The organism is Demequina sp. NBRC 110057 (assembly GCF_002090175.1).
Classification (GTDB): Bacteria; Actinomycetota; Actinomycetes; order Actinomycetales; family Demequinaceae; genus Demequina.
In genome coordinates, this window is record NZ_BBRN01000004.1 from 247,835 (window position 1) to 271,465 (window position 23,631).

30 protein-coding genes and 2 tRNA genes are annotated in these 23,631 nt (G+C 70.6%); 20 read left to right on the plus strand and 12 right to left on the minus strand.

Annotation, left to right across the window (positions count from 1 at the left end; genetic code table 11):
- From phnC to B7K26_RS06050, 5 genes are read left to right on the plus strand one after another with little or no spacing between them, the layout of a single operon-like run.
- The gene (gene phnC / locus B7K26_RS06030; RefSeq protein WP_084077984.1) at window positions 1-837 is read left to right on the plus strand and encodes a phosphonate ABC transporter ATP-binding protein; all 837 of its coding nucleotides are present in this window, start codon (window positions 1-3) and stop codon (window positions 835-837) included.
- Window positions 834-1,661 carry a phosphonate ABC transporter, permease protein PhnE gene (gene phnE / locus B7K26_RS06035; RefSeq protein ID WP_084077986.1) on the plus strand — a complete coding sequence of 276 codons (828 nt, stop codon included), beginning with the start codon at window positions 834-836 and terminating at the stop codon, window positions 1,659-1,661. The genes phnC and phnE (B7K26_RS06035) overlap by 4 nt, the downstream gene beginning before the upstream one ends.
- Window positions 1,658-2,503: a phosphonate ABC transporter, permease protein PhnE gene (gene phnE, locus B7K26_RS06040; RefSeq protein WP_084077988.1), complete on the plus strand. Its 846-nt coding sequence runs from the start codon at window positions 1,658-1,660 to the stop codon at window positions 2,501-2,503. The genes phnE (B7K26_RS06035) and phnE (B7K26_RS06040) overlap by 4 nt, the downstream gene beginning before the upstream one ends.
- A complete protein-coding gene (locus B7K26_RS06045) occupies window positions 2,481-3,338 on the plus strand; it encodes a MurR/RpiR family transcriptional regulator (RefSeq protein ID WP_084077990.1) in 858 nt (285 codons plus the stop codon). Before phnE (B7K26_RS06040) ends, B7K26_RS06045 begins: the two co-directional genes overlap by 23 nt.
- Before the next feature lie 58 nt (window positions 3,339-3,396).
- Entirely contained in the window at window positions 3,397-4,155 is a 759-nt protein-coding gene (locus B7K26_RS06050; protein ID WP_375537572.1) for an isoprenyl transferase, read from the plus strand.
- Here B7K26_RS06050 and B7K26_RS06055 read toward each other — a convergent pair.
- The 6 genes from B7K26_RS06055 to B7K26_RS06080 all read right to left on the minus strand — a co-directional run bounded on the left by B7K26_RS06055 (window position 4,109) and on the right by B7K26_RS06080 (window position 8,874).
- Window positions 4,109-4,639 carry a DedA family protein gene (locus B7K26_RS06055; RefSeq protein ID WP_084077992.1) on the minus strand — a complete coding sequence of 177 codons (531 nt, stop codon included), beginning with the start codon at window positions 4,637-4,639 and terminating at the stop codon, window positions 4,109-4,111. The two genes, B7K26_RS06050 and B7K26_RS06055, sit on opposite strands and share 47 nt — an antisense overlap.
- Entirely contained in the window at window positions 4,639-5,058 is a 420-nt protein-coding gene (locus B7K26_RS06060) for a Fur family transcriptional regulator (RefSeq protein ID WP_084077994.1), read from the minus strand. The genes B7K26_RS06055 and B7K26_RS06060 overlap by 1 nt, the downstream gene beginning before the upstream one ends.
- Window positions 5,055-5,939 (minus strand): metal ABC transporter permease, encoded by an 885-nt coding sequence (locus B7K26_RS06065; RefSeq protein ID WP_255376056.1) that lies wholly within the window; start codon window positions 5,937-5,939, stop codon window positions 5,055-5,057. The genes B7K26_RS06060 and B7K26_RS06065 overlap by 4 nt, the downstream gene beginning before the upstream one ends.
- Window positions 5,936-6,739, minus strand: a complete 804-nt coding sequence (locus B7K26_RS06070) for a metal ABC transporter ATP-binding protein (RefSeq protein WP_084077995.1) — start codon at window positions 6,737-6,739, stop codon at window positions 5,936-5,938. The genes B7K26_RS06065 and B7K26_RS06070 overlap by 4 nt, the downstream gene beginning before the upstream one ends.
- Window positions 6,726-7,676 carry a metal ABC transporter substrate-binding protein gene (locus tag B7K26_RS06075; protein WP_084077997.1) on the minus strand — a complete coding sequence of 317 codons (951 nt, stop codon included), beginning with the start codon at window positions 7,674-7,676 and terminating at the stop codon, window positions 6,726-6,728. Before B7K26_RS06075 ends, B7K26_RS06070 begins: the two co-directional genes overlap by 14 nt.
- 121 nt (window positions 7,677-7,797) lie before the next feature.
- Complete coding sequence (locus tag B7K26_RS06080; RefSeq protein ID WP_084077999.1) at window positions 7,798-8,874, minus strand: GTP-binding protein; 1,077 nt, start codon at window positions 8,872-8,874, stop codon at window positions 7,798-7,800.
- Window positions 8,875-8,926: 52 nt separating this feature from the next.
- Between B7K26_RS06080 and rpmB the strand changes: the two genes are divergently transcribed.
- The 10 genes from rpmB to dusB all read left to right on the plus strand — a co-directional run bounded on the left by rpmB (window position 8,927) and on the right by dusB (window position 14,676).
- The gene (gene rpmB, locus B7K26_RS06085; protein ID WP_084078001.1) at window positions 8,927-9,166 is read left to right on the plus strand and encodes a 50S ribosomal protein L28; all 240 of its coding nucleotides are present in this window, start codon (window positions 8,927-8,929) and stop codon (window positions 9,164-9,166) included.
- A complete protein-coding gene (gene rpmG / locus B7K26_RS06090) occupies window positions 9,166-9,333 on the plus strand; it encodes a 50S ribosomal protein L33 (protein ID WP_084078003.1) in 168 nt (55 codons plus the stop codon). The genes rpmB and rpmG overlap by 1 nt, the downstream gene beginning before the upstream one ends.
- Window positions 9,333-9,638, plus strand: coding sequence for a 30S ribosomal protein S14 (gene rpsN, locus B7K26_RS06095; protein WP_084078005.1), 306 nt, complete (start codon window positions 9,333-9,335; stop codon window positions 9,636-9,638). Before rpmG ends, rpsN begins: the two co-directional genes overlap by 1 nt.
- A 1-nt stretch (window position 9,639) precedes the next feature.
- On the plus strand, window positions 9,640-9,891 hold the full coding sequence (locus B7K26_RS06100; protein WP_084078007.1) for a type B 50S ribosomal protein L31: 252 nt from the start codon (window positions 9,640-9,642) through the stop codon (window positions 9,889-9,891).
- Window positions 9,888-10,010 carry a 50S ribosomal protein L36 gene (gene rpmJ / locus B7K26_RS06105; RefSeq protein WP_084078009.1) on the plus strand — a complete coding sequence of 41 codons (123 nt, stop codon included), beginning with the start codon at window positions 9,888-9,890 and terminating at the stop codon, window positions 10,008-10,010. The genes B7K26_RS06100 and rpmJ overlap by 4 nt, the downstream gene beginning before the upstream one ends.
- Before the next feature lie 2 nt (window positions 10,011-10,012).
- Window positions 10,013-10,219, plus strand: coding sequence for a 50S ribosomal protein L32 (gene rpmF, locus B7K26_RS06110; protein ID WP_084078011.1), 207 nt, complete (start codon window positions 10,013-10,015; stop codon window positions 10,217-10,219).
- Window positions 10,216-10,500 carry an HU family DNA-binding protein gene (locus tag B7K26_RS06115; RefSeq protein ID WP_084078013.1) on the plus strand — a complete coding sequence of 95 codons (285 nt, stop codon included), beginning with the start codon at window positions 10,216-10,218 and terminating at the stop codon, window positions 10,498-10,500. Before rpmF ends, B7K26_RS06115 begins: the two co-directional genes overlap by 4 nt.
- A gap of 327 nt (window positions 10,501-10,827) precedes the next feature.
- A complete protein-coding gene (locus B7K26_RS06120; protein ID WP_084078014.1) occupies window positions 10,828-12,213 on the plus strand; it encodes a glycine--tRNA ligase in 1,386 nt (461 codons plus the stop codon).
- A 40-nt stretch (window positions 12,214-12,253) separates the two neighbouring features.
- A complete protein-coding gene (locus B7K26_RS06125; RefSeq protein ID WP_084078016.1) occupies window positions 12,254-13,471 on the plus strand; it encodes a YibE/F family protein in 1,218 nt (405 codons plus the stop codon).
- The gene (gene dusB, locus B7K26_RS06130; protein WP_084078018.1) at window positions 13,468-14,676 is read left to right on the plus strand and encodes a tRNA dihydrouridine synthase DusB; all 1,209 of its coding nucleotides are present in this window, start codon (window positions 13,468-13,470) and stop codon (window positions 14,674-14,676) included. The genes B7K26_RS06125 and dusB overlap by 4 nt, the downstream gene beginning before the upstream one ends.
- A 115-nt stretch (window positions 14,677-14,791) precedes the next feature.
- Here dusB and B7K26_RS06135 read toward each other — a convergent pair whose 3' ends face one another.
- Window positions 14,792-15,451 (minus strand): dihydrofolate reductase family protein, encoded by a 660-nt coding sequence (locus B7K26_RS06135; protein ID WP_084078019.1) that lies wholly within the window; start codon window positions 15,449-15,451, stop codon window positions 14,792-14,794.
- A 211-nt stretch (window positions 15,452-15,662) separates the two neighbouring features.
- On the opposite strand from B7K26_RS06135, the gene B7K26_RS06140 reads away from it, so the two are divergent.
- Window positions 15,663-16,925 (plus strand): deoxyguanosinetriphosphate triphosphohydrolase, encoded by a 1,263-nt coding sequence (locus B7K26_RS06140; RefSeq protein ID WP_084078021.1) that lies wholly within the window; start codon window positions 15,663-15,665, stop codon window positions 16,923-16,925.
- A 43-nt stretch (window positions 16,926-16,968) separates the two neighbouring features.
- Here the strand turns inward: B7K26_RS06140 and B7K26_RS06145 are convergent, their stop codons facing one another.
- Genes B7K26_RS06145 through B7K26_RS06160 form a run of 4 tightly spaced genes read right to left on the minus strand, consistent with a single transcriptional unit; the run spans window position 16,969 to window position 19,264 of the window.
- Window positions 16,969-17,967 carry a DUF368 domain-containing protein gene (locus B7K26_RS06145; RefSeq protein ID WP_084078023.1) on the minus strand — a complete coding sequence of 333 codons (999 nt, stop codon included), beginning with the start codon at window positions 17,965-17,967 and terminating at the stop codon, window positions 16,969-16,971.
- The gene (locus B7K26_RS06150) at window positions 17,964-18,386 is read right to left on the minus strand and encodes a hypothetical protein (protein WP_084078025.1); all 423 of its coding nucleotides are present in this window, start codon (window positions 18,384-18,386) and stop codon (window positions 17,964-17,966) included. The genes B7K26_RS06145 and B7K26_RS06150 overlap by 4 nt, the downstream gene beginning before the upstream one ends.
- 1 nt (window position 18,387) lies before the next feature.
- Window positions 18,388-18,804 carry a hypothetical protein gene (locus B7K26_RS06155; protein ID WP_084078027.1) on the minus strand — a complete coding sequence of 139 codons (417 nt, stop codon included), beginning with the start codon at window positions 18,802-18,804 and terminating at the stop codon, window positions 18,388-18,390.
- Window positions 18,805-18,814: 10 nt separating this feature from the next.
- Window positions 18,815-19,264: a DUF6941 family protein gene (locus B7K26_RS06160; RefSeq protein ID WP_084078028.1), complete on the minus strand. Its 450-nt coding sequence runs from the start codon at window positions 19,262-19,264 to the stop codon at window positions 18,815-18,817.
- Window positions 19,265-19,381: 117 nt separating this feature from the next.
- On the opposite strand from B7K26_RS06160, the gene dnaG reads away from it, so the two are divergent.
- Window positions 19,382-21,304 carry a DNA primase gene (gene dnaG, locus B7K26_RS06165; protein ID WP_084078590.1) on the plus strand — a complete coding sequence of 641 codons (1,923 nt, stop codon included), beginning with the start codon at window positions 19,382-19,384 and terminating at the stop codon, window positions 21,302-21,304.
- 42 nt (window positions 21,305-21,346) lie between these two features.
- Window positions 21,347-21,784 carry a VOC family protein gene (locus tag B7K26_RS06170; RefSeq protein ID WP_084078030.1) on the plus strand — a complete coding sequence of 146 codons (438 nt, stop codon included), beginning with the start codon at window positions 21,347-21,349 and terminating at the stop codon, window positions 21,782-21,784.
- 74 nt (window positions 21,785-21,858) lie between these two features.
- Here the strand turns inward: B7K26_RS06170 and B7K26_RS06175 are convergent.
- Window positions 21,859-21,931 (minus strand) — tRNA-Asn (locus B7K26_RS06175).
- A 119-nt stretch (window positions 21,932-22,050) separates the two neighbouring features.
- Here B7K26_RS06175 and B7K26_RS06180 point away from each other — a divergent pair.
- Window positions 22,051-22,124: transfer RNA gene (locus B7K26_RS06180), tRNA-Ile, on the plus strand.
- Window positions 22,125-22,231: 107 nt separating this feature from the next.
- Complete coding sequence (dinB, locus tag B7K26_RS06185) at window positions 22,232-23,437, plus strand: DNA polymerase IV (protein ID WP_084078031.1); 1,206 nt, start codon at window positions 22,232-22,234, stop codon at window positions 23,435-23,437.
- Window positions 23,438-23,631 lie beyond the last annotated feature (194 nt).

Genomic DNA, 23,631 nt, shown 5'->3' on the forward strand with positions numbered 1-23,631 from the left:
ATGAGCGACACCGCTGCCGCGCGGCGGCCCGAGGCCGGGGACCACGTGTCCCCGGCCTCCGGGCCGTGGCCCATCACCCTCGACAACGTCACCGTGCGCTACCCCAACGGGGTGGTGGCGCTGAAGGACGTCTCCCTCAGCATCGGCGCCGGGGAGATGGTCGCCGTCGTGGGCCTGTCGGGCTCGGGCAAGTCGACCATGATCCGCACCATCAACGGGCTGGTCCAGCCCACGCAGGGCACCGTCACCGTCGGCCCTCACGCGATGACCTCGCTCAAGGGTGCGGCGCTGCGCCGCGCGCGCGGCGACATCGGCATGATCTTCCAGTCCTTCAACCTCGCCGACCGCACGAGCGTCTACCGCAACGCGATGGTGGGTCGCTTCTCGCACACTCCCACGTGGCGCACGCTGCTGGGGATCTCGACAGCGGAGGACCGCGATATCGTCATGCGCGCCCTCGCCTCGGTGGGGATGCTCGAAAAGGTGTGGGGCCGCGCGGGAGCGCTGTCCGGCGGCCAGAAGCAGCGCGTCGCGATCGCCCGCGCCCTCGCGCAGGAGCCGGCCGTCATGCTGGCCGACGAGCCCGTCGCGAGCCTCGACCCGCCCACGGCGCACTCCGTGATGGCCGACCTCGCGGACATCAACGCCGACCGCGGCCTCACCGTATTGGTCAACCTCCACCTCATGGACCTGGCGCGCCAGTACACGACAAGGATGATCGGCTTGCGCGCCGGCGAGGTGGTCTACGACGGACCCGCCGCGTCCGCCACGGACGCCGACTTCGAGCAGATCTACGGCCGTCCCGTCCAGCAGCGCGACAGGCTGGGGGAGAAGTGACGGCGGCCGATGCGGCGGCCCCGGCCCGTACCGACCTCGCCATCCCGCCGCGGCCACGCACGTGGCCCAAGGCGGTCGTCGTTGGCGCGGCGCTCGTGGCCTTCACGGTCGCGACCACCATCCCCGCCATCGGCGGCGTCGAGATCGACCTCGCGTCCATCGCGAGGAACTGGACCAACGGCCTCGACCGCATCGGCCAGATGCTCACCCCCGACTTGTCCATCCTGCCGCGCACGTGGCAGCCGCTGCTCGAGACCCTCGAGATGGCGCTCGTGGGAGCCGCCATCTCGGCCGTCCTCGCGGTGCCGCTGTCGCTGTGGGCCGCGCGGCCCACGAACCCGAACGGCGTCACCAGGCGCGCCGTGCGCTTCGTGCTGAACGTCGTGCGCGCGGTTCCCGACCTCGTCTACGCGACGGTGCTGGTTGCCATGGTTGGCGTCGGCACCCTGCCCGGCATCATCACGCTGATCCTGTTCGACGTCGGCATCGTGGTGAAGCTGGTGAGCGAGGCGATCGACTCTGCCGACGCCCAGTACATGGAGGCAGGCCGCGCGGCCGGCGGCAACCAGACGCAGATCAACCGCGTGACTGCACTGCCGCAGTCGTGGCCCGCCATCGCGTCTCAGGTCCTGTACTCGCTCGAGCTCAACGTGCGCATCTCGGCGATCCTCGGCCTCGTGGGCGCCGGAGGCATCGGGCGCCTGATCGACGAGATGCGTGGCTTCTACCGGTACGACGCGCTCGGCACCATCGTGCTCGAGATCCTCATCGTCGTCATCGCGATCGAGATCGCCTCGAACCTGCTGCGAAAGAGGCTGCGATGACCGCCACCGCCACCACCGCATCGGCCACGCGCCTGGCCATCCCTGCGAAGCCCCGCCGGCTCGCGGTGCGCGCCGCGGGATGGGCCGCGACCGTCGTCATCCTCCTCGCGTTCTGGGACATCGACCTGGAGTGGGACAAGATCGCCGGCCTGCCCGCCGACCTCGCCCACTACGGCGCGCTCATGTTCTCCGACCCCAACTGGTCCATGCTGGGCGAGGCGGCGCTGCAGACGTGGCGCTCCGTCTCCATGGCGTGGATCGGCGCCATCCTCGGCGTGGTCCTCTCGACCCTGCTGGGCATCCCGGCGGCCCAGGGAGTCGGGCCCGCGTGGGTGCGCCTGCCGCTGCGGGTGATCTTCGCGGTCATTCGCGCCATGCCGGAGGTCCTCATCGCGATCCTCATCCTCACCGTCACCGGCCTCACGCCGTTCACCGGCGCGCTCGCCCTCGCGATCGGGGGCATCGGCACGCACGCCAAGTGGACCTACGAGACCATCGAGGCCGTCCCGCCCGGCACCGCCGAGGCAGTGCGTGCCTCGGGAGGCTCGCTGGTGGAGGTGATCCGGTGGGGCCTGTGGCCGGTCGCCGCGCCCGAGCTCATGAGCCTCGCGCTGTACCGGTTCGAGATCAACGTGCGCACCTCCGCCATCCTCGGCCTCATCGGCGTGGGCGGCATCGGCGCGATGCTCACGGACTACACGCAGCACCGCGAGTGGGATACCGTCGGCGTGCTGATCATCGTGGTCATCGTGGTGACCATGGTCATCGACGCCATCTCCGGGGCCATCCGGCGACGCATCATGGAAGGGGCCAAGGTTCGTGGCGTGGAACGGCAGCACTGACGCACCCCCGACCGTACGCATCGCCGCGCTCGCGCCGGCGCTACAGCCGAGCGAGCGACGCGTCGCCGAGGCCATCGCGGCCGATGTCGGCGCCGCCGTCGACATGACGGCCCAGCAGCTCGCTGAGTCGGTCGGCGTGGGCCGCGCCTCCGTAGTCCGCACTGCCCAGACGCTGGGTTACGAGGGCTACCCGCAATTGCGCGTCGCCATGGCGCGTGAGCGCGCCTTCGGGGGTGCCCCGGTGGCCGATGCCGAGGGCGCCATGGGCATCGTGCGCGCCTCGATGGAACGGTTCGGGCGGGCGCTTCCACACGTCGCGGCCGCGATGACGGAGGAGCACCTCGAGCCGTTCCTCGCGGCCCTGGACACCGCCCCGCGGGTCCTGGTCGCGGCGAACGGGCTGTCGGCGCCGCTCGGGTACGACCTGTCGCTGAGGCTGTCGAGCATCGGCCGTCCCACCGAGTACGTGCCCGACACGTTGGGCCAGCGGATCCTTGCCGCGCAAATGGAGGCGCCGAGCGTCCTGCTGACCGTGTCCGGCTCCGGCGCCAACCGTGCGACGCTCGACGTGGTCGACGCGGCGCTCGACGCGGGGGCGACGGTGCTCGCCATCACGAGCTTCTCGCGGTCCGCGCTGGTAGAGCGGGCGACGACCACGCTGGTGGTGCCTCCCGTCAGCGAGTCCTTCCAGGATGAGCTGCTGCTCACGTCGCGTGCCGCGCTGACGCTGGTCGTGGAGGCGCTCGTGGAAGCGCTCGTGGCTCGCCGCGGCCAGCGTGCCCAGGACGCGCGCTCCGCGGCGCTCACCGTGCTGTCGCGCTCGCTGGGGGAGTAGCGCCGGGTAGCCCCGGCACGGCGTGGCTGGGGTCGCGCCCACGGCTAGGCTGGCCATCGTGACCTACGCACGCCCGTTCCCTCACCCCGGCGGCGCCACGGCGCCCGCCCTGCCCCAGGAGGCGGTGCCGGCGCACGTCGCCGTCGTCATGGACGGCAACGGCCGCTGGGCGAAGGAGCGCGGGCTGCCTCGCACGGCGGGACACGAGCGCGGCGAGGCCTCGCTGCTCGACGTGGTGGCCGGCGCCGTGGAGATCGGCGTGAGCCACCTCAGCGCCTACGCGTTCAGCACGGAGAACTGGAAGCGCAGCCCCGACGAGGTGCGCTTCCTCATGGGATTCAACCGCGACGTGATCCGGCGCCGGCGTGACGAGATGCACGAGTGGGGGGTGCGCGTGCGCTGGGCCGGACGCCGCCCCAAGCTGTGGACGTCGGTCATCAAGGAGCTCGAGAAGGCCGAAGAACTCACGCAGCACAACACCGGGCTGACGCTCACGATGTGCGTCAACTACGGTGGCCGCGCGGAGATCGCCGACGCGGCGCGTGAGATCGCGCGCAAGGTCGCGGCGGGACAGCTCAACCCGGACAAGGTCACCGAGGCGACGCTCGCGGCGCACCTGGACGAGCCCGACATGCCCGATGTCGACCTGTTCTGGCGCTCGAGCGGCGAGCAGCGGTCGTCCAACTTCCTGCCGTGGCAGGCCGCCTACGCCGAGTACGTGTTCTCCGACGTGCTGTGGCCCGATGTGGACCGCACGCACCTGTGGGCGGCTATCGAGGAGTACGCGCGGCGGAACCGGCGCTTCGGCGCTGCCTGACGATCCGCGTGACGCGGGTGGCGGCCCAGGCGACCGCCACCACACCCACGACGAAGGCGATGGCCAGCGTGGGGCTGTGCTGCCACAGGTGCACGATGGACGCGCCCACGATCGTGTAGGCGGCCGTCCACAGCGCGCAGCCGGGAAGCATCACGAGCGTGTACAGCCCCCAGCGCATCTTCACGTATCCGGCCGTCGCATTGATCACCGTCTGGAATCCCAGCGTCAGGAACGACAGCGGGATGGCGACGTAGCCCCAGCGATCGAGGACCGCCTCGCCGCGCGCCATCATCGGCCCGTCGAGGCGCCTCGAGGCGCGGGCCAGGAACTTCTCGGACGGGCTCTCGGCGAGGCGCGACGCGCCCGTGCGCGCCCAGCGTCCCAGCCAGTAGGTGGCCTGGGTGCGCACGAACACCACGACGAACAGGAAGGGCACGAGTGCCCACCAGCCGAGGTCCGAGATGAATCCCGGCACTCCCGCCATCAGTGACCCTTGGCCGTGCAGGCAGCGCACACGCCGGTGATCTCGACGGTGTGGTCGATGCGCGCGAAACCGTGCTCGGCGGCGACCTTCTCCGCCCATTCCTCGAACTGCGGAACCTCGATGTCCTCCGCGGCTCCGCACACGCGACAGCGCAGGTGGTGGTGGTGCTCGTCGACGGCGCCGCAGCGTCGGTAGAGCGTCTCGCCGGTGTCGGTGACGACAGCGTCGACCTCGCCGGCCTCAGCAAGCGCCTGCAGCGAGCGATAGACCGTCGCGAGGCCCACGGTCGAGCCCTCGTGGCGCAGCGCGTCGTGCCAGGACTGGGCGGACCGGAACTCGTCCGAGGCGGACAGGGCGTCGAGGACCGCCGCGCGCTGCTTGGTCATGCGGGGGGCCGATGCGCCACTGGTGGGGGTCATGCGGGTGCTCCTTCCGCGGTGGCGAGCTCGCGGTCGTGGCGGTGGCGTCGACGCTTCACGAGGCCCGCGCCGGAGGCGACGACCACGTAGAGGATGACGCCGAGGACCACGATGAGCGCGCCGGGCTGGAGGTTGTAGAACAGGGTGATGCCCACGCCGGTGAGGCACAGGGCGACGCCGATGGCCATGGCGATGCCCATGGTGCGCGTGAAGGAGCGCGTGATGAGCTGGGCGATCGCGACGGGAAGGATCATGAGGCCGCTGACCAGCAGCACGCCGACCACGCGCATCGCCGCGGTGACGGTGACGGCCGCGAGGACGGCGACGATCATGTTGAGCGCCGCGACGGGAAGGCCCGTGGAGTACGCGAACTCCTGGTCGTGGGTGACGGCGAACAGCGCCGAACGCAACCCCAGGCCGATGACGAGGATGACGGCCGAGAGGACTACGGTGACCCAGACGTCGGCCCAACTTGCCGTGGAGATCGAGCCGAACAGGTAGCCCATCAGGTTCGCGTTCGAGCCTCCGGCGGCGGAGATCAGCAGGACGCCGGACGCGATGCCGCCGTAGAACATGATCGCCATGATGACGTCGGCCGCCGCGACGCCGCGGGCGCGCATGCGTTCGATGACGACGGCCCCGGCGACCGCAAACACGATCGCGCCGGGGATCGCGAGGGCGTCGACCTGCACGAGGTCGGCCCAGGACCCGGCCAGCCAGCCGGCGGCGACGCCGGCGAGGGCCACGTGGCCGATGCCGTCGCCCAGCAGCGACATGCGGCGGTGGACCAGGTAGGTGCCGACGATGGGTGCGGTCGCGCCCACCATGAGCGCGACGAGCAGCATGCGCTGCACGAGGGGGTCGGTGAACAGGTCGATCACTGGCGGACCTCCCAGGCGAACGTGGACGGCGTCTGTTCGGGCACGTCGGAATGGGCGTGGTCGTGGTCGTGACCGGGCAGGGCGTGCACGCCGAGCGCGCGCGGAGGCTCGCCCACGTGTGTCACGCAGCCCTGCTCGAGCACGACAGCGTGGTGGACCAGCGGGGCGAGCGCCCCGAGCTCGTGGAGCACCAGGATGATCGCCTTGCCCGCGTCGCGGCGGGCCGTGAGGGCGGCCGCGAGGGCCTCCTGGCTCGGCACGTCGACGCCGGCCATCGGCTCGTCGAGGATCAGCAGGTCAGGGTCGCGTACGAGGGCGCGGGCGATGAGGACGCGCTGCTGCTGGCCGCCCGAGAGGCGGCTGACGTCGCGGTCCGCGAGGTCAGCGACCCCCAGGTCGTCCAGCGCGGCGAGGGCGCGCGCCTTCGCATCGCGGGGCGCCCGCAGGTGGCCCACTCCCAGCAGGCCGGCGGTGACGACCTCGCGGGCGGTGGCGGACACTCCGCCTCCCGCGGAGGCGCGCTGCGGCACGTAGCCGATGCGTCGGGCGCTCGCGCGGCTGCGCGGCTGATCGAAGACCGTGACGTCTCCCGCGGCCATCGGGATCGCGCCCACGAGGGCGCGGACCAGCGTCGACTTGCCGGAGCCGTTGCCGCCCATGATGGCGACGGCCTCGCCGGGGTGGGCGTCGAGGTCGACGCCGTGGAGGATCTCGTGGCCGCCCAGACGCACGCGCACCCCGCGCGCGGTCAGCACGGGCGGGGCGTCGTGGTCGAGCGACGTGGCGTCAGCTGCAGTCAAGGCCGGTCCTCAGCTCCTCGAGGTTGCGGGTCATCACTGCAATGTAGTCGTCGCCGTCGGCGATGGTCTCGAGCGGGTCGAGCACCGCGGTGGTGACGCCGGCATCGTCCGCGAGGGACTCCGCGACGGCCGCGGACACCTTCGATTCGGTGTAGATGGTCGTGGCGCCGGAGTCCTCGATCAGGTCGCGGATCTCGCGGATGCGCGCGGGGGAGGGCTCGGCCTCGGGGTCGAGGCCCGACATCCCCTCCTGGGCGAGGTCGTAGCGCAGGCCGAGGTAGCCGTATGCCTCGTGGCTGACGAAGATCTCGCGTCGCTCGCACGTCGCGAGGCCGTCGGTGAACGACTGGTCGAGCGCGTCGAGGTCGGCGATCAGCGCGTTGCCGCGCTCCTCGTACGAGGCCGCGTTGTCGGGGTCGAGCTCGGAGAACTCCGCGACGACGTCCTCGGCGTACTCCGCGAGCAGCGTGGGGTCGAGCCAGAAGTGCGGGTCGAGCGTGCCGTGGTCGTGGCCGTCCTCGCTCGCGTACTCGTCGTCCTCGTGGGTCTCATCCTCGTGCTCGGCCTCCTCTTCGCCGTGCTCGTCGACGATGTGGTGGGCGTCGAGCGAGCGGGCGCCGGTGGTGTCGACGGCGTCGTCCACGGCCGCGGAGAAGTCCGAGAGGAACAGGACGGTGTCCATGTCCTGCATGGACCGCACGGTGGCGGGGGACATCTCCGCGTCGTGCGGCTCGACGCCCGCGGCGATGAGGGAGGTCACGGCCACGTCGTCGCCGCCGACGGCCTCTGCGACGTACTGCAGCGGGTAGAAGGAGGCGCCGACGCTGAGCGACGCCTCGGAGGCGTCCGCGTCGGCGGACGAGGTATCGGCGGAGCAGCCGGCGAGAAGGAGGGAGCCGACCGCTCCGCCGACGATCAGGGGACGGGTGACGTTCATGACGGCAACGCTACGGCTAAATGAGAATCATTGTCAAACTCAGCTGGGCGCGACGGGCAGGTGCGGACGGCCGATGCCACGGCGTGGCACGCTTCCGCACTAGTCGACAAGGATCCTCGCCTCACGCCGCCTCCTCGCCCTCGTCAGGGGCTCCGAACCAGTCGTCGAGGCGGTCGTCGCCGATGGGCTCAGCGGGGGAGTGAAGGGCGGCCGCGAAGGCGTCGGCGATGATGGCCCGTTCCTCGCCGACGCCGGTCACGACAAGCGTGGTGCGCGGCTGCCTGCCGTTCCAGGAGTCGACCGTCCCCACGCTGAGCTGGCCGCCGGCCTCTTCCCAGATGCACGCTGAGTGCGGCCGCGAGGCGACCCAGAAGTGGCCGCGCACGCGAATCGGGTGATCGGCCATCCTGTGCAGGCTTTCGCGCAGTCGCCGCGCGTCGAAGGGGCGGTCACTCTCGAGGCGAAGGCTCCAGACTCCCGCCCGATCGCGAGGAGTGCGGCGCGGGGTGCGCAGGGGGTCGGCGCGTTCGAGGCAGTCCCTGCTGCGCCCACGCGGACGGCCCAGGAGGAGAGGCGTGAGGCTCTCAAGTTCAGCCGAGACGACCTGGCTCCCGTCGCCGCGCAGGTGATCCGCCACCGCAAGGGCGTCTTCGGGTGCGGGGGTGGCTCCCGCCAGCACGATGACGTCGGCTGCCGCGAGGATGGGGGCGAGGGCCTCGGCGACCACGCGGTCGTCCTCGTCGCGCAGCCCCAGGTCGCGGTCGGTGAGCCAGTCGTCACTGAAGGCGTCTTCGCGGACGGTCGCGGCGTCGAGGATGGCGGCGACCGTGCCGAACTCGGCGCCGGCGAGCTGGCCATCGGGCCGCAGGGCGCCGTCGAGTAGGCGGACGAGGGGCGCAGGCTCCGCCGTGACGGGGAGCGCGACCACCGCGTGGCGCCAGCGGTCCTGGCGGCGCAGGCCCACGAGCGTGGGGAGGACGTCCTCGCGGATGGCGCACGAGACACACGCATGGGCGAGTGGCGTGATGGTCTGCTCGATGACGCCGGTGATATCCGCCACGGTGCGTCGCACGCCGCCGTCGAGGATGTCGTGGGTGACGACCACCAGGTCCGGACGGTCCAGCGTGAGGTTCATGGCCGCCGCGGCGCGCATCAGGGGGTCGATCGTGGTGAGGGTGGAGATGGTGAAGGAGCTCATGGCGTCACCGTAGCACTTGACGAGAATGATTCTCATTACTAGGTTGTCCGGCATGTCACGACAGCGATGCCAGGTCACAGGAGCCGTTCCGAGCTTCGGCAACACCATCTCCCACTCCCACCGGTGCACCTCCCGGAGGTGGAACGTCAACATCCAGCGCAAGCACTTCTGGGTGCCGTCGCTCGGACGCAAGGTCACGCTCAACGTCTCTGCGAAGGGCCTCAAGGTCATCGACCGCGACGGGATCGACGCGGTCGCCGCGCGGCTGATCGCTAAGGGGGAGCGGATCTGATGGCCAAGGGCAAGGACATCCGAGACAAGATCACGCTCGAGTCGACCGCGGGCACCGGCACGCGCTACGTGACGACCAAGAGCCGCCGCAGCACCCCCGACCGGCTCGTGATCCGCAAGTACGACAAAGCGATCCGTCGCCACGTCGAGTTCAAGGAGACCCGCTAATGGCCAAGAAGTCCAAGATCGCGCGTAACCGGCAACGGGAGGAGGTGGTCGCGCGCTACGCCGAGCGGCGGCGCGAACTGAAGAAGGCATCGGTCAACCCTCACCTCTCGCCCGGGGAACGCGACGCCGCCATGAAGGCGCTGCACGCCCTCCCGCGCGACGCGAGCCCGACGCGCCTGAGGGCGCGCGGCGCAAGCGACGGCCGCCCCCGCGGAAACCTGCGCAAGTTCGGCCTGTCCCGCGTGCAGTTCCGCGACGCCGCGCACCGCGGAGAACTTCCCGGCGTGACGAAGTCGAGTTGGTGACATGAAGAAGGGAATCCACCCCCGGTACGAGCCCGTCGTCTTTCGCGACAAGTCGGCAGACTTCGCGTTCCTGACCCGCTCGACCGCCACATCCACCGAGACGATCACCTGGGAAGACGGCAATGAGTATCCCGTGATCGACGTCGAGATCTCGGCCGCGAGCCACCCGTTCTACACGGGCCAGGCCAAGGTCATGGACACCGCCGGCCGCGTCGAGCGCTTCCGCCGGCGCTACGGAAAGGCACAATCATGAAGGTGAGAGCAAGCATTCGCTCGCTTGCGAAGAAGGACGGCGCCATCGTGGTGCGCCGCCGCGGCAAGACGTACGTCATCAACAAGCGCAACCCGCGCTTCAAGGGCCGCCAGGGGTAGCCGTGGCCGTCCCCAAGCGAAAGAAGTCCCGCTCCCGCACGCGCTCGCGGCGAGCCCAGTGGAAGACGACCACCGTCGACCTCGTGCCCGTCACCATCAACGGCACCGAGTACCGCGTGCCCCGACCCCTGGTCCGCGCCGCCCGGCGCGGGCTCATCGATGTCGAGGATCTCGCCCCGGCATCGACCCCGACGAAAGGACAATCATGACCCTCCAGCGCTCCGACATCGCCCAGCGAGCCGCCGCACACGCCGGCGTCGACAAGGCCACCGCGGAGGCGGTGCTCAAGGGCGTCGAGTCCGCCCTCGTCGAGGCCGCGGCAGCCGGCGAGTCAGTGCGGTTGACCGGAACCCTCAGCCTCGAGGTGGTGGAGCGCCCGGCCCGCACGGGACGCAACCCCCGCACTGGCGAGGCGCTCGAGATCGCGGCGGGGCGCGTCGTGCGCCTCAGCGCCGGCGCGACGCTGAAGAAGGCCGCCAAGGGGGAGTAGGCGAGCGGCTCGCTGAGGGGCGGCGGGATCGGGTGGTGCCGTGGCGGACACGGCACCACCCGATCCCGTTTCGTCGTCTTGCGGCGGCCCGCCACCGCATCGGCCGCTCGCGGTGACAAGGTAACGGTGGTGCGGGGCGACACGCCGGTGTGGACGGCCGATGCCTCGGCGCGGCGTGCGTACGACCGTCACTTGCGTACGTGGCGGCTCGGGACCGGCGGCCCAGCACGGGGCAGGCGCGAGCCCCACCCCGGCCCGCCACCGCATCGGCCGCCGATAGACTTGGCGCCAGCCAAGACCGCATGACCCCCACCCAAGGAGCACCCAGTGGCACAGCCGTCCCGCCTCGACAACGTGATCTCGCTCGCGAAGCGCCGTGGCTTCGTCTTCCCCTGCGGCGAGATCTACGGCGGAACCCGCTCCGCGTGGGACTACGGGCCGCTCGGCGTCGAGCTCAAGGAGAACATCAAGCGCCAGTGGTGGCGTGCCATGGTCTCGAGCCGCGACGACATCGTGGGCCTCGACTCGTCGGTGATCCTTCCCCCGGCCGTGTGGGAGGCCTCGGGCCACCTCAAGGCGTTCGTCGACCCGCTGGTCGAGTGCCTGTCGTGCCACAAGCGTTTCCGCGAGGACCACCTCATCGAGGAGTTCGAGGAGAAGAAGGGCCGCGCACCCGAGGGCGGCCTCGCCGAGATCGCCTGCGGCCACTGCGGCACGCGCGGCCAGTGGACCGAGCCCAAGATGTTCAACGGCCTCCTCAAGACCTACCTCGGCGTCAACCAGGACGAGTCGGGCCTGCACTACCTGCGCCCCGAGACCGCCCAGGGAATCTTCGTCAACTACGACAACGTGCAGCGCACCTCGCGCATGAAGGTGCCCTTCGGCATCGGCCAGATCGGCAAGTCGTTCCGCAACGAGATCACGCCCGGAAACTTCATCTTCCGCACCCGCGAGTTCGAGCAGATGGAGATGGAGTTCTTCGTCAAGCCCGGAACCGACGACGAGTGGCACCAGTACTGGATCGACACCCGCCTGCAGTGGTACAAGGACCTCGGCATCGCCGCCGACAACCTGCGCCTGTACGCGCACCCGCAGGAAAAGCTCTCGCACTACTCCAAGGGCACCACGGACATCGAGTACCGCTTCGGCTTCACGGGCTCGGAGTGGGGCGAGCTCGAGGGCATCGCGAACCGCACCGACTTCGACCTGTCGACGCACTCGGAGCACTCCGGCAAGGACCTGTCCTACCTCGACCCCGCCACGAACGAGCGCTACACGCCGTACGTGATCGAGCCCGCGGCGGGCCTCACCCGCTCGCTCATGGCCTTCCTCGTGGAGGCCTACGACGAGGACGAGGCGCCCAACACCAAGGGCGGCGTCGACAAGCGCACGGTCCTGCACCTCGACCCGCGCATCGCGCCCGTCAAGGCGGCCGTCCTGCCGCTGTCCAAGTCCGAGGAGCTCTCGCCCACCGCGGAGGCGCTCGCCAAGGAGCTGCGCGGCGCCTGGAACGTGGACCTCGACGTCACGCAGGCCATCGGCAAGCGTTACCGCCGCCAGGACGAGATCGGCACGCCGTTCTGCATCACCGTCGACTTCGACACCAAGGACGACCAGGCCGTCACCATCCGCGACCGCGACACCATGCAGCAGGAGCGCGTGGGCCTGTCGCAGGTCCAGGCGTACCTCGCGACGCGCCTCATCGGCGCGTAAGGGCTGACGGGCGGGCGATGCCGGCGCTGGGTTCTCGTTGATGGGTGCCGGGCACTCGCACGGCTTCGCCGCGGACGGCTCCCTGGAGCGCGCGCCGCGGGCCTCGGAGCGGACCACGACGGTCCTCACCATCCTGGTGGGGGTCATCGTGTTCCTCACCGTGGCCGGGGCGGTTGCCGTGTGGCCGTCGAGCTGGGACGTGCTGCGCTCGGTGCCCACCTCGTACGAGGGGGCCGAGTGGGTGTCGGTCACCGTTGAGTCGGTGGACGAGGAGACCGGGCAGGCCACTGTCGACCTCGATGGTGAGGAGCGCGTCCTCGACGACGCTGGGTATTCGACGTTCACCTACGAGGTGGGCGACCACGTGCGGGCGCTGTCGCTGGACACCGGCGAGCTCGTCTTCGGCGACTTCGAGCGCGGGCCGCCGATGCTGCTCCTGCTCGTCGTCTACGTGGTGCTCGTGGTGGCCATCGCCAGGTGGCGCGGCATCGGAGCGCTGCTGGGCCTCCTCGGGGCCTTCGGCGTGGTGGTGTTCTTCACCGTGCCCGCCCTGTTCGACGGTCAGAACCCGCTGGTGGTGGCGCTCGTCACCGGTTCCGGGGCACTCTTCGCGCTGCTGTATCTGGCGCACGGCGTCAACGCCAGGACCACCACCGCGTACCTGGGGACGCTCGCCGGCTTGCTGATCACCGCGCTGCTCGCCTGGTGGGCGGTGGGGGCCTCGCGCCTCACCGGAATCTGGTCGGAGGAGGGCACGCACCTCGAGCTGGCCGGGCGATCGGTGGACCTCCAGGGCCTCGTCCTGTGCGGCATCATCATCGCCGGGCTCGGCGTGCTGAACGACGTGACGGTGACGCAGTCGTCCGCCGTGTGGGAGCTGCGTGCGGCCCGCCCCGACATCTCGCGCTGGTCACTGTTCTCGCGCGGCATGCGCATCGGCCGCGACCACATCGCCTCCACGGTCTACACGATCGCCTTCGCCTACGTGGGCGCCGCGCTCCCGACCCTCATGCTCGTCACCCTGTACGACAACTCCATCGCCACCACGCTCACCAGCGCCGAGATCGCCGAGGAGGTGGTGCGCACGCTTGTGACCTCCATCGGCCTGGTGCTCGCCGTGCCACTCACCACCGGCATCGCCGCGCTCGTGGTCGGGTACGAGGGCGCGATCGAGGGGGAATCCGTCGAGGGCAAGGCCGATGCCGGGGACCCCGGTCGCGCATCCGATGCCGAGGCATCGGCGACAATGGAGGAATGACCGCCACCGCATCGGCCGCCGCCACGCCCTCCTCCGACGCCCCCCGCGCCGCCGAGCGCGTGCTGCCGCCGCTGCAGATCGGTCCTCTCACCGTCGACACCCCCGTGGTGCTCGCGCCGATGGCGGGCATCACCAATGCCGCGTTTAGGCGCCTGTGCCGCGAGCACGGCGGCGGCATCTACGTTGCCGAGATGGTGACGTCGCGTGCCCTCGTGGAGCGCACCAAGGAGTCGATGCGGATCATCCACCACGACCCCGATGAGACCCCGCGGTCGGTCCAGCTGTATGGCGTGGACCCCGCGACCATCGGCGCCGCCGTGAAGATGCTCGTGAGCGAGGACCGCGCGGACCACATCGACATGAACTTCGGCTGCCCCGTGCCCAAGGTCACCAAGAAGGGCGGCGGCGCCGTCCTGCCGTGGAAGAAGGACCTGTTCCGCGACATCGTGCGCGCGGCGGTGCGCGAGGCAGCGCCGTACGACGTTCCCGTGACCGTGAAGATGCGCAAGGGCGTCGACGACGACCACCTCACCTACCTCGACGCCGGCCGCATGGCCGAGGCCGAGGGTGCCGCCGCCGTCGCCCTCCACGGACGCACCGCCGCGGACTACTACTCGGGCACCGCCGACTGGGAGGCCATCGCGCGCCTCAAGGAAGCCGTGACGACCATCCCCGTGCTCGGCAACGGCGACATCTGGTCCGCCGAGGACGCGCTAGCAATGGTGGAGCGTACGGGGGTCGACGGCGTGGTCGTCGGCCGTGGCTGCCAGGGGCGGCCGTGGCTGTTCGCCGACCTGCAGGCGGGCTTCGAGGGCCGCGCTGACCGCGTGCGCCCCGGCCTGCGCGTGGTCGCCGACACCATCTACCGCCACGGCGAGCTGATGATCCCGTTCTTCGGGGACGACGAGCTCAAGGCGATGCGCGAGATTCGCAAGCATGTGGCCTGGTACCTCAAGGGTTACCCGGTCGGGGGAGAGGTGCGCAAGAACCTCGGCCTGGTGGAGACCCTCGGCGACCTGCGCGCCCTGCTCGACGCCCTGCCGCTCGACCTGCCGTACCCCGGCGAGGGCGCCGAGGGGCCGCGCGGTCGCCAGGGAAGCCCCAAGAGCCCCTCGTGCCCGGAGGGCTGGCTCGACACCCAGGACATCACGCCCGACCTCGAGGTGCGCCTGCGCGAGGCGGAGCTCAGCGTCTCCGGAGGCTGAACCCGCGCCTAGGCGTGCCCGACCCCGCCCCCCCACGGTGCGCAAATGGCCGCATTTGCGGCTCTTCGGGCGACGACACGCCGCAAATTGGGCCACTGGGGCTTGATGCCAGTCGCTAGGCGTGCCCCAGCGCGCCGGGATTGTCGGCATCGTCCAGCGCAGGGCCTCCATCCGACGGCAGGGGCGAATCGTCGCGCGGTTCGCGCGCGGGCGTCATTACCAGCTGCACCATGCCGTCGCCGAACCGGCGCACGTCACTCACCGTCACCATTCGGCGCTGCTCCGCGCCGGCGAAAAGCGGGTGACCAGCGCCGAGGATGGTCGGGTGGATGGTGACGATCATCTCGTCGACAAGGTCGGCATCGAGCGCCTGACGGATGAGCGATCCGCCGTCGAGATACACGTCCTTGTCTCCCGCGGCATCCTGCGCCTCGGCGACGAGATTGGCGATGGGGGCCGATGCGGCCGAGACGCTCGCCGGCACGGCGCCCTCCGTCGGCAGCGGTCGGCCCGTGGCCACCAGCACTGGGGTGTCGCCGTAGAACCACTCACCCATGGCGTGCACCACATCAAAGGTGCGGCGGCCCATGAGCATCGCGCCGATGCCCGAGAAGAAGTCCTCGTACGTCACCGCGTCGCCTGGGGCATCGGCCCACTGCCCGTCAGCCATCGGCGCCCATGCCGGGCGTGGAGCCTCCAACCAGGCGATGTCGTCGCCGGGGCCGGCGATGAAGCCGTCGACGGACATGGCGCAGTAGACCAGCACACGGGACATGTCTCCACCGTACGCCGGGCGTGCTCGCGGCGCCCCGTGGGCGCCAGCCCGTGACAAGGTGACGGTTCGCTGGGCGACACGCCGGAGGCTCGGTGGCGACACGCCGCGATCGGGACGGTGCAACCGTCACTTCGTCACGGCGCCGCCCGTGCGCCCGCCCGCCCGCGCGCCGTGTCACGACCCCGGCACCGGGCATGACTAGGTTGGACGGGTGAACGCGATCTCGCCCGGGTACTCCGACGCCGACGTCGAGCGGTGGATCCCCGAGCCAGCCAAGGCAGCCCAGCGCACTCCCTTCGAGCGCGACAGGGCCCGCATCCTGCACTCCAGCGCCCTGCGCAGGCTCGGCGCCAAGACCCAGGTGCTCGGCCTGGGCAGCGGCGACTTCGTGCGCACGCGCCTCACCCACTCTCTCGAGGTCGCTCAGGTGGGCCGCGAGCTCGGCAAGGCGCTCGGCTGCTCGCCCGACATCGTCGATGCCGCGTGCCTCGCGCACGACCTCGGCCACCCGCCGTTCGGCCACAACGGTGAGCGCGCGCTCGACCAGGTGGCCCGCGACATCGGTGGCTTCGAGGGCAACGCCCAGACCCTGCGCCTGCTGACACGACTGGAGCCCAAGACGTTCGATCCCGCCACGGGACGCAGCGCCGGCCTCAACCTCACGCGCGCGAGCCTCGACGCGGCGGTCAAGTACCCGTGGCGCGAGCCGGCGGCGCCGATGCGGCCCGACGGCACCCCCACCCGCAAGTTCGGCGTCTACGAGGACGACATCCCGGTGTTCGAGTGGTTGCGCGAGGGCGCTCCCGGCACCCAACAGTCGTTCGAGGCGCAGGTCATGGACGTCGCCGACGACATCTCATACTCGGTGCACGACGTCGAGGACTCGATCGTCTACCGCGCCGTCCAGCTCGCGACGCTCAGGGACCCGGGCCAAGTGAGCGCCGTGATCGAGCACACGCGCGAGTGGTACGGCGGCGGGGACGACGAGGCCCTGCGCGCCGCGCTCGGACGCCTCCAGGCGTTCCCCTGGTGGGCCGAGCGTTTCGACGGCACCCGCCACTCGCTCGCGGCGCTGAAGGACATGACCAGCCAGATCATCGGCCGCTTCGCCCAGGCCATCATCGGCGCGACGCAGGCCGAGCACGGCGACGAGCCGCTGACCAGGCACCACGCGTCGATCGTGGTGCCGCAGGAGACCCTCGACGAGATCCTCATCCTCAAGGGCATCGCCGTGCACTTCCTGATGGCACCGCGCGAGACCAGCCCCACGTACGCCAAGCAGCGCAAGGTGCTCAAGGAGCTGGTGACGGCCCTCGCGGACCGCGGCCCCGAGGCCCTCGAGCCGCAGTTCGCGGCCGACTATCGCGAGGCCCCCGACGACGCCGCGCGCCTGCGCGTCGCGGTCGACCAGGTCGCCTCGCTCACGGACACGTCGGCCTACAACTGGCACCACAAGTACTGCGTGCAGTCCTGACCTTCAGGCGGCCGATGCTGTGGCCGAGTCAACGGTCCGGCCGTCAGTCGGCGCTGGCGTGCGGAGCCGTGGCCGGGTCGGCGTCGATCTGCGCCTGCTGGCCGGCGAGGATGCGCTCCTCGACGATCAGCAGGATGACAACCACCGCGAAACCGGCGACGAAGGCGAGCAGCGGCGCGACCAGGTCGCCCGAGGGGGCGAGCTTGTGGCCGTCCTCGTCCTGCCACGGCCACAGCGCGACGAGCGATCCCGCCATGACGCCGGTCAGCACCACGAGGGTGTTGCGGCGGTGGTGCTCCAGCATGAACTGCAGCACCTTCACGATCGACACGAGGCCGATCGCACAGCCCAGAGCGAACCACACCAGGTAGCCGAGGTCGCGGTCGTTCACGGCGGCGAGCGTGGGCTCGTACAGGCCCATGGTCAGCAGCAGGAACGAGCCGGACAGGCCCGGCAGCGCGAGAGCGGAGATGGCGATCGCGCCCGCGGGCACGAGCACCAGGGGAGACGGCTCGAGGTTGCCCCCTGGCAGCGACACGATCACGGCCGCCGCGATGGTGCCGATGAGCGCGTATGCCCAGTCCTTGCCGCCCCAGCGGCCGTCGGGACGGGCGGGCATCGGCGCGTGCGCCGCCAGGCGGAAGGGCACCGCGAGCGACGCGAGCACCAGTCCGAAGAACAGCGCCCGCATGGTCTCGGGGTGCTCCTCGACGAGCGTCTCCATGACCGATGCCATGGCGACCAGTGCAATCACCATGCCGATGCCGATGGGGATGATGACGCGCCACGACACGCGCGCGTACTCGTCGCGCGACCGGGACACGCCGCGCCCGCGCACGAGGTCCACGGCCGCGATGCGCGTGCCGGTGATGAAGTGGCCGGCGGACGTGAGCAACGTCTCGTAGACGCCGGTCATGAGGGCGATCGTGCCGCCGGAGACGCCGGGAACGGACTCGGCGGCGCCGATCAGCGCGCCGCGCACGGCGTTCAGCGCGGTGCGGCCGACGCCGGCCCCACCGCTCACGCCGCCCGTGCCGCTCACGAGGCGACCTCGTCCGAGGAGGCGGCCCCGGCATCGGCCGTCTGGACACGCCCGCCGCGACCGCGCAGGAGCACCCACAGCGCCGCGAGCGGCAGCAGCAGCGGCACCCAGCCGTAGGCCGAGCCGTAGCCGGTCCACACCGTCTCGTCGGCCCACCAGTCGGCCTCGATGTAGCCCAGGGTGCCCACGATCAGCACGCCGGCGAGCTCGAGCGACGTTCCCCACAGGGCCACGCGCCGCCAGCCGCGCCACAGCGCGACGGCGATCACGACGTACAGCACCGCGGAGACTCCCGAGATGAGGTACGGCAGGGGAGCCTCGGCCAGCTTTGTCGAGATCTGGTACGACGAGCGGCCCACGGCGGCGAGGCCGAGGACCGCGTACGCGGCGATGAGGACGATGCGTCCCACGGGGTTCATCTCAGCCTCCCAGCAGGATGATGACGCGCCAGGCGAGCACGGCACCGGCGATGCCGATGATGACGGCGGCACCGCCGTCGACGCGCGCGATCTGGTCGGGCTGAAGGACGGGGCGGTTGGGGTCGGGATCCATGGCGGCGGCGTCGGGCTCGCCCAGGCGGCCGATGCCGAGCAGCGGCACCAGGATGACCGACGCCAGCAGGTAGCCGACGGTGAGCACGATCGGCGCCGAGTGGCCGCCCAGCAGGATCACCGCGACGGCGAGCACCTGCAGGGCGGTCACCACCCACATGGCCGTCACGATCCACTTGAGGCCCTCGTGGAGGCGCACCCAGATCATCGTGGCGATCCCGCCGAGGACCAGCAGTGCACACACCACCAGGTAGGCGGGGTAGATCAGCCCCTCATAGAGCCCCATGGACCCTCGGTTAGCTCTGTGCGGCCTGGACGCGCATCGGCAGGCGCGAGAGCTCCTCGCCGTCCACCGAGACGACCCACTCGAACATACCGGCCTGGACAAACCGGATGCCGTCGATCGTGAAGGCGAAGCAGGCGACCTGCTCGTCGCCGTCCACGAGGTGCGCGGGGCGGCCGAGCGTGAACTCGCCACCCATGCCGCGCACGGGCTGGGGCTTGCCGTCGGCGTCGGCGCGCACGCCGATGGGGTACTCCTTGCCGTCCTCGGTCAGCAGCTTCAGCTCGAGCTGGTGCGAGACGTTGGTGGCGGTGAAGGGGACGTGCACGGTGGCCGCGACGGCGAGGCGACGGTGCGCGGCGGGGAACTGCCGCACAAAGATGGTGTTCCATCCCGCGCCGAGCGCGTAGATCTTGCCCTGGACGACCTCGGCCGAATCGGCGAGGAAGGCATCGACTCTCACTGGATTTCCTTTCGTGGATGCGAACGCGGTCCAGCGTACCGGGCCGCTGCGGGCGTTCCTCTCGTGGCGTACCTGGCCGATGCGGGGGCGCCCGGACGCCGCGAGTACCATTCCGGTGTGGCTGGCACGATCAACAGGGACGACATCGCCGCGGTGCGCGAGCGGGCTCCCATCGAGGACATCATCGGCCAGCACGTGACCCTCAAATCGGCGGGTGTGGGCTCCGTCAAGGGGTTGTGCCCCTTCCACGACGAGCGCTCGCCGTCGTTCCACGTGCGCCCCGGCGCCGGCCGCTGGCATTGCTTCGGCTGCGGCGAGGGCGGCGACGTCATCGAGTTCGTGATGCGTATGGACGGGTTGCCGTTCGCGGAGGCCGTCGAGTACCTGGCCGAACGCGCGGGAGTGACGCTGCGTTACGAGGCCGGAGGAGGTCCGCGTCGCGAGGGAACCGCTGGCCAGCGCAAGCGCCTGCTGGAGGCCCACCGCGTCGCCCAGGAGTACTTCTCGGAGCAGCTCGCCGGGCCCGACGCGCGCATCGGCCGCGACTTTCTGCGCGAGCGTGGCTTCGACCGCGGCGCCGCTGAGCACTTCGGCGTGGGCTACTCGCCGCAGGGGTGGAACCACCTCACGGACTATTTGCGTTCTAAGGGCTTCACGCAGGACGAGCTGCGCGCCTCGGGGCTCGTCTCCGAGGGGCAGCGGGGCATCTACGACCGCTTCCGGGGCCGCCTCATGTGGCCCATCCGCGACGTGACGGGCGAGGTCATCGGCTTCGGCGCGCGCCGCCTTCACGACGACGACCAGGGCCCCAAGTACCTCAACACCCCCGAGACGCCGCTGTACAAGAAGAATCAGGTGCTGTACGGCATCGACCTTGCCAAGGGGTCGATCCGCTCCGAGCGCACCACCGTCGTGGTCGAGGGCTACACGGACGTGATGGCCTGCCACCTTGCGGGCATCACCAACGCCGTGGCGACGTGTGGCACCGCATTCGGCGAGGAGCACGTCAAGGTGGTGCGCCGCCTCATGGGTGACACCGGCTCCTCGACGATGAAGGTGGGGGCCACCGGGGCGAAGGTCATCTTCACGTTCGACGGCGACGAGGCCGGCCAGAATGCCGCCCTCAAGTCGTTCCAGTTGGACCAGCAGTTTCTCGCCCAGACGTTTGTGGCGGTGGATCCCGAGGGTAAGGATCCGTGCGATCTGCGCATGGGAGGCGGCGATGCCGCGGTGCAGGCGCTGCTTGAGCACCGCCAGCCGCTGTTCGAGTTCGTGATCCGCACCACGCTGTCCCAGCACGACCTCGACACCCCCGAGGGGCGCGCCGCCGCGCTGCGTGCCGCGGCCCCGGTGGTGGCGGGCATCCGCGACAGGGCCATTCAGCCCGAGTACGCGCGCCTGCTCGCCGGCTGGCTGGGCATGGAGGTGGAGCTGGTCCGCAGGACGGTGGCCGATGCCGCACGCGGCTCGCGCGGAGGCGGCGCCCCTCGTACCGGTGCGGTCCCGACGGCCGATGCCTGGGGCGGGCCCGGCGGCTACGGCGGCGAGGAGGCCGGGTACGCCCGTCCCGACCGGCGCGACCCCGTGGTGAGGGCCGAGGCGCTGTCGCTGGGAACCCTCCTGCAGGCACCGGTGGAGATCACGAACGACCCGCTCGCCTCGAAGGTGGTGCGCGAGCTGGCGCCCGACGGGTACTCGGTGCCGCAGTACCGCGCGATTTATGAGGCGATTCAGTCGCTCGGCGGTCCCGGTCAGGCCGGGCCCGACTGGGCCAACGATGTCGCGGAGGCGGCGGGTGAGACGCTCGCCGCGACGGTGAGCGAGCTCGCTGTGTCGCCGCTGCCGCACGACAAGCCCGAGACGCTGGGCCACTACGCGGGGACGGTGCTCGCGCGGGTGCTCGACCTCAGCCTGACGCGTCAGGTGGCCGCGCTGCGCGGCGCGATGCAGCGCGCGGGGACGGGGACGCCCGAGGCTCAGCAGGCGTTCGCGGAGATGATCGGGATCGAGACCCGCCGGCGGGAGCTTCGCGAGGGGTAGTCCCACGGTGTCCGTGTGGGCGGCCGGGGTTAGCCTGGCGCCATGACGGTTCAACGTGTGTCCCTTGTCACGCTCGGCGTCGCCGACCTTCCGCGTTCGCGCGCCTTCTATGAGGCGTGGGGGTGGATGGTGCGTCAGAGTGCGGACGAGATCGTGTTCTTCCAGATGGACTCGCTGGTGGTGGGGTTGTTTGGCCTCGCCGACCTCGCGGAGGACCAGGGGAGGGCGGATGCTGCCTTGGGCACGGGTGCCATGACCCTCGCGCAGAACTATGCGACGACGGAGGAGGTCGATGAGCGCTTTGAGGCTGCGCTCGCGGCGGGCGCGACCGAACTGAAGCGCCCCGTGACGGCCGAGTGGGGCGGGTACAGCGGCTACGTCGCCGATCCCGACGGCCACGTGTGGGAACTCGCGATGAACCCCTACTGGGTGACATCGGAGAGCGGAACCCAGATCCCAGCCGACCTCCCCGAGTCGTGACCCAGTTGCAGCATCGGCCCTGCTAGGGCCGTGGAAACACAAAAGCCGGCCCCGAGGGACCGGCTTTCTGTGAGCTCCTCCAGTTGGACTCGAACCAACAACCTGCCGATTAACAGTCGGCTGCTCTGCCAATTGAGCTATGGAGGATCAGCAGTCAGAAATACTACAGGATGATTTGGGGTGGTGATGACGCCATACGCCCCCTGGCTAGACTTGTCGGCGGCCGCACGGCCCCGGTGCCAAGCGCGGCGGGGGAGTCCGGCCCCGGGCCAGTAGCTCAGCCGGTCAGAGCAGTGGACTCATAATCCATCGGTCGCGGGTTCGAGCCCCGCCTGGCCCACCCTTGGGGTGCACTCGCCGCTCGCGGTGGCCCGACGACGAGAGCCCGCGGTGTCGGGGCCCGATGACACAATTCCTGCACAAGTGTGCGGCGGCGGGAGGTGTGAGATGCGTGGCGAGGCGACGGTGCTCCACGCCGACCTCGACGCGTTCTACGCCTCTGTCGAGCAGCGTGACCATCCGGCGCTCCTGGGACGCCCCGTGATCGTGGGCGGCGGCGTCGTGGTCGCGGCGAGTTACGAAGCCAAGGCGCGGGGAGTGCGCACGACGATGGGGGTGCATCGGGCGCGGGCGCTCTGTCCCGACGCCATCGTCGTTCCTCCCCGGATGGAGGCCTACTCGGCGGCGAGCCGTGCAGTGTTCGCGATCTTTGATGACACGACGCCGTACGTGGAGGGAATCTCGATCGACGAGGCGTTTCTCGAAGTGGGAGGACTTCGCCGCCTGGCGGGGACTCCCGAGGAGATCGCGGTGCGTCTGCGGGAGCGCGTACGTGCCGAGGTGGGGCTCCCGATCTCCGTGGGCGTCGCGAGGACCAAGTTCCTCGCGAAGGTGGCGAGCGCGGCCAGCAAACCCAACGGGCTCCTCGTAGTGGAGCCGGACCGTGAGGAGGCGTTCCTCCATCCGCTCCCCGTCGAACGGCTCTGGGGTGTGGGTGCGGTGACCGCGAACAAGCTGCACAGCAACGGCGTCTTCACGGTCGGGCAACTGGCCGAACTCGAAGCGGCGACCGCCGAACAGTGGCTCGGGAGGGCGGCCGGTGCGCGGCTGCACGCGCTGGCACGCCTGCGTGACCCGCGACCCGTCGAGACGGCCAAGCGGCACGGATCGATCGGCTCACAGCGCGCACTTGGCGATCGGTCGTACACCGGGGATGAGCTCGGGCTCATGGTCACTCAGATCGTGGACGGCCTTGCGAAGCGCCTGCGCGATCGCGGATCGTCGTGCGCGACGGTGGTGTTGAGGCTTCGCTATCGCGACTTCACGAAGGCGACCCGATCGCGCACGCTCGCCGCGCCCACCGATCGCACGGAGGTGCTGCGCGGAGTCGCCCAGAGCCTGCTTGCGGCCGCGGGGCCCGACATTGCCCACCGGGGCGTCACCCTCATCGGAGTCTCTCTCACACAGCTCTCGAGCGCCGGCATGGTTCAGCTCGAACTGCCGATCGACGGCGACGACGGCAATGACGGGGCGCGCATCGACACCGCGCTCGATGCGGTGCGCGATCGATTCGGCTCCGCCGCCGTCACGCGAGCAGCGCTCATCGGTCGCGACCCTGGCGTGTCGGCACCGCGGCTGCCGGAACACGAGTAGCGCATCGCCGAGTATCGCTCCTGGTACTCACGCGATTCAAGGAGGAGTGCGAGCCTAGGATGGGCTGCATGCAGATCGGACATGGACTGAGGCCTCCCACGTCAGGGGCCCGTCAACCCCGAGTCGCGGCCGCGTTTCCGGGGGTTTTCCCTACCCCCACAGGGCGGACAACCCCGCGGCGCGCGGAGAAATCC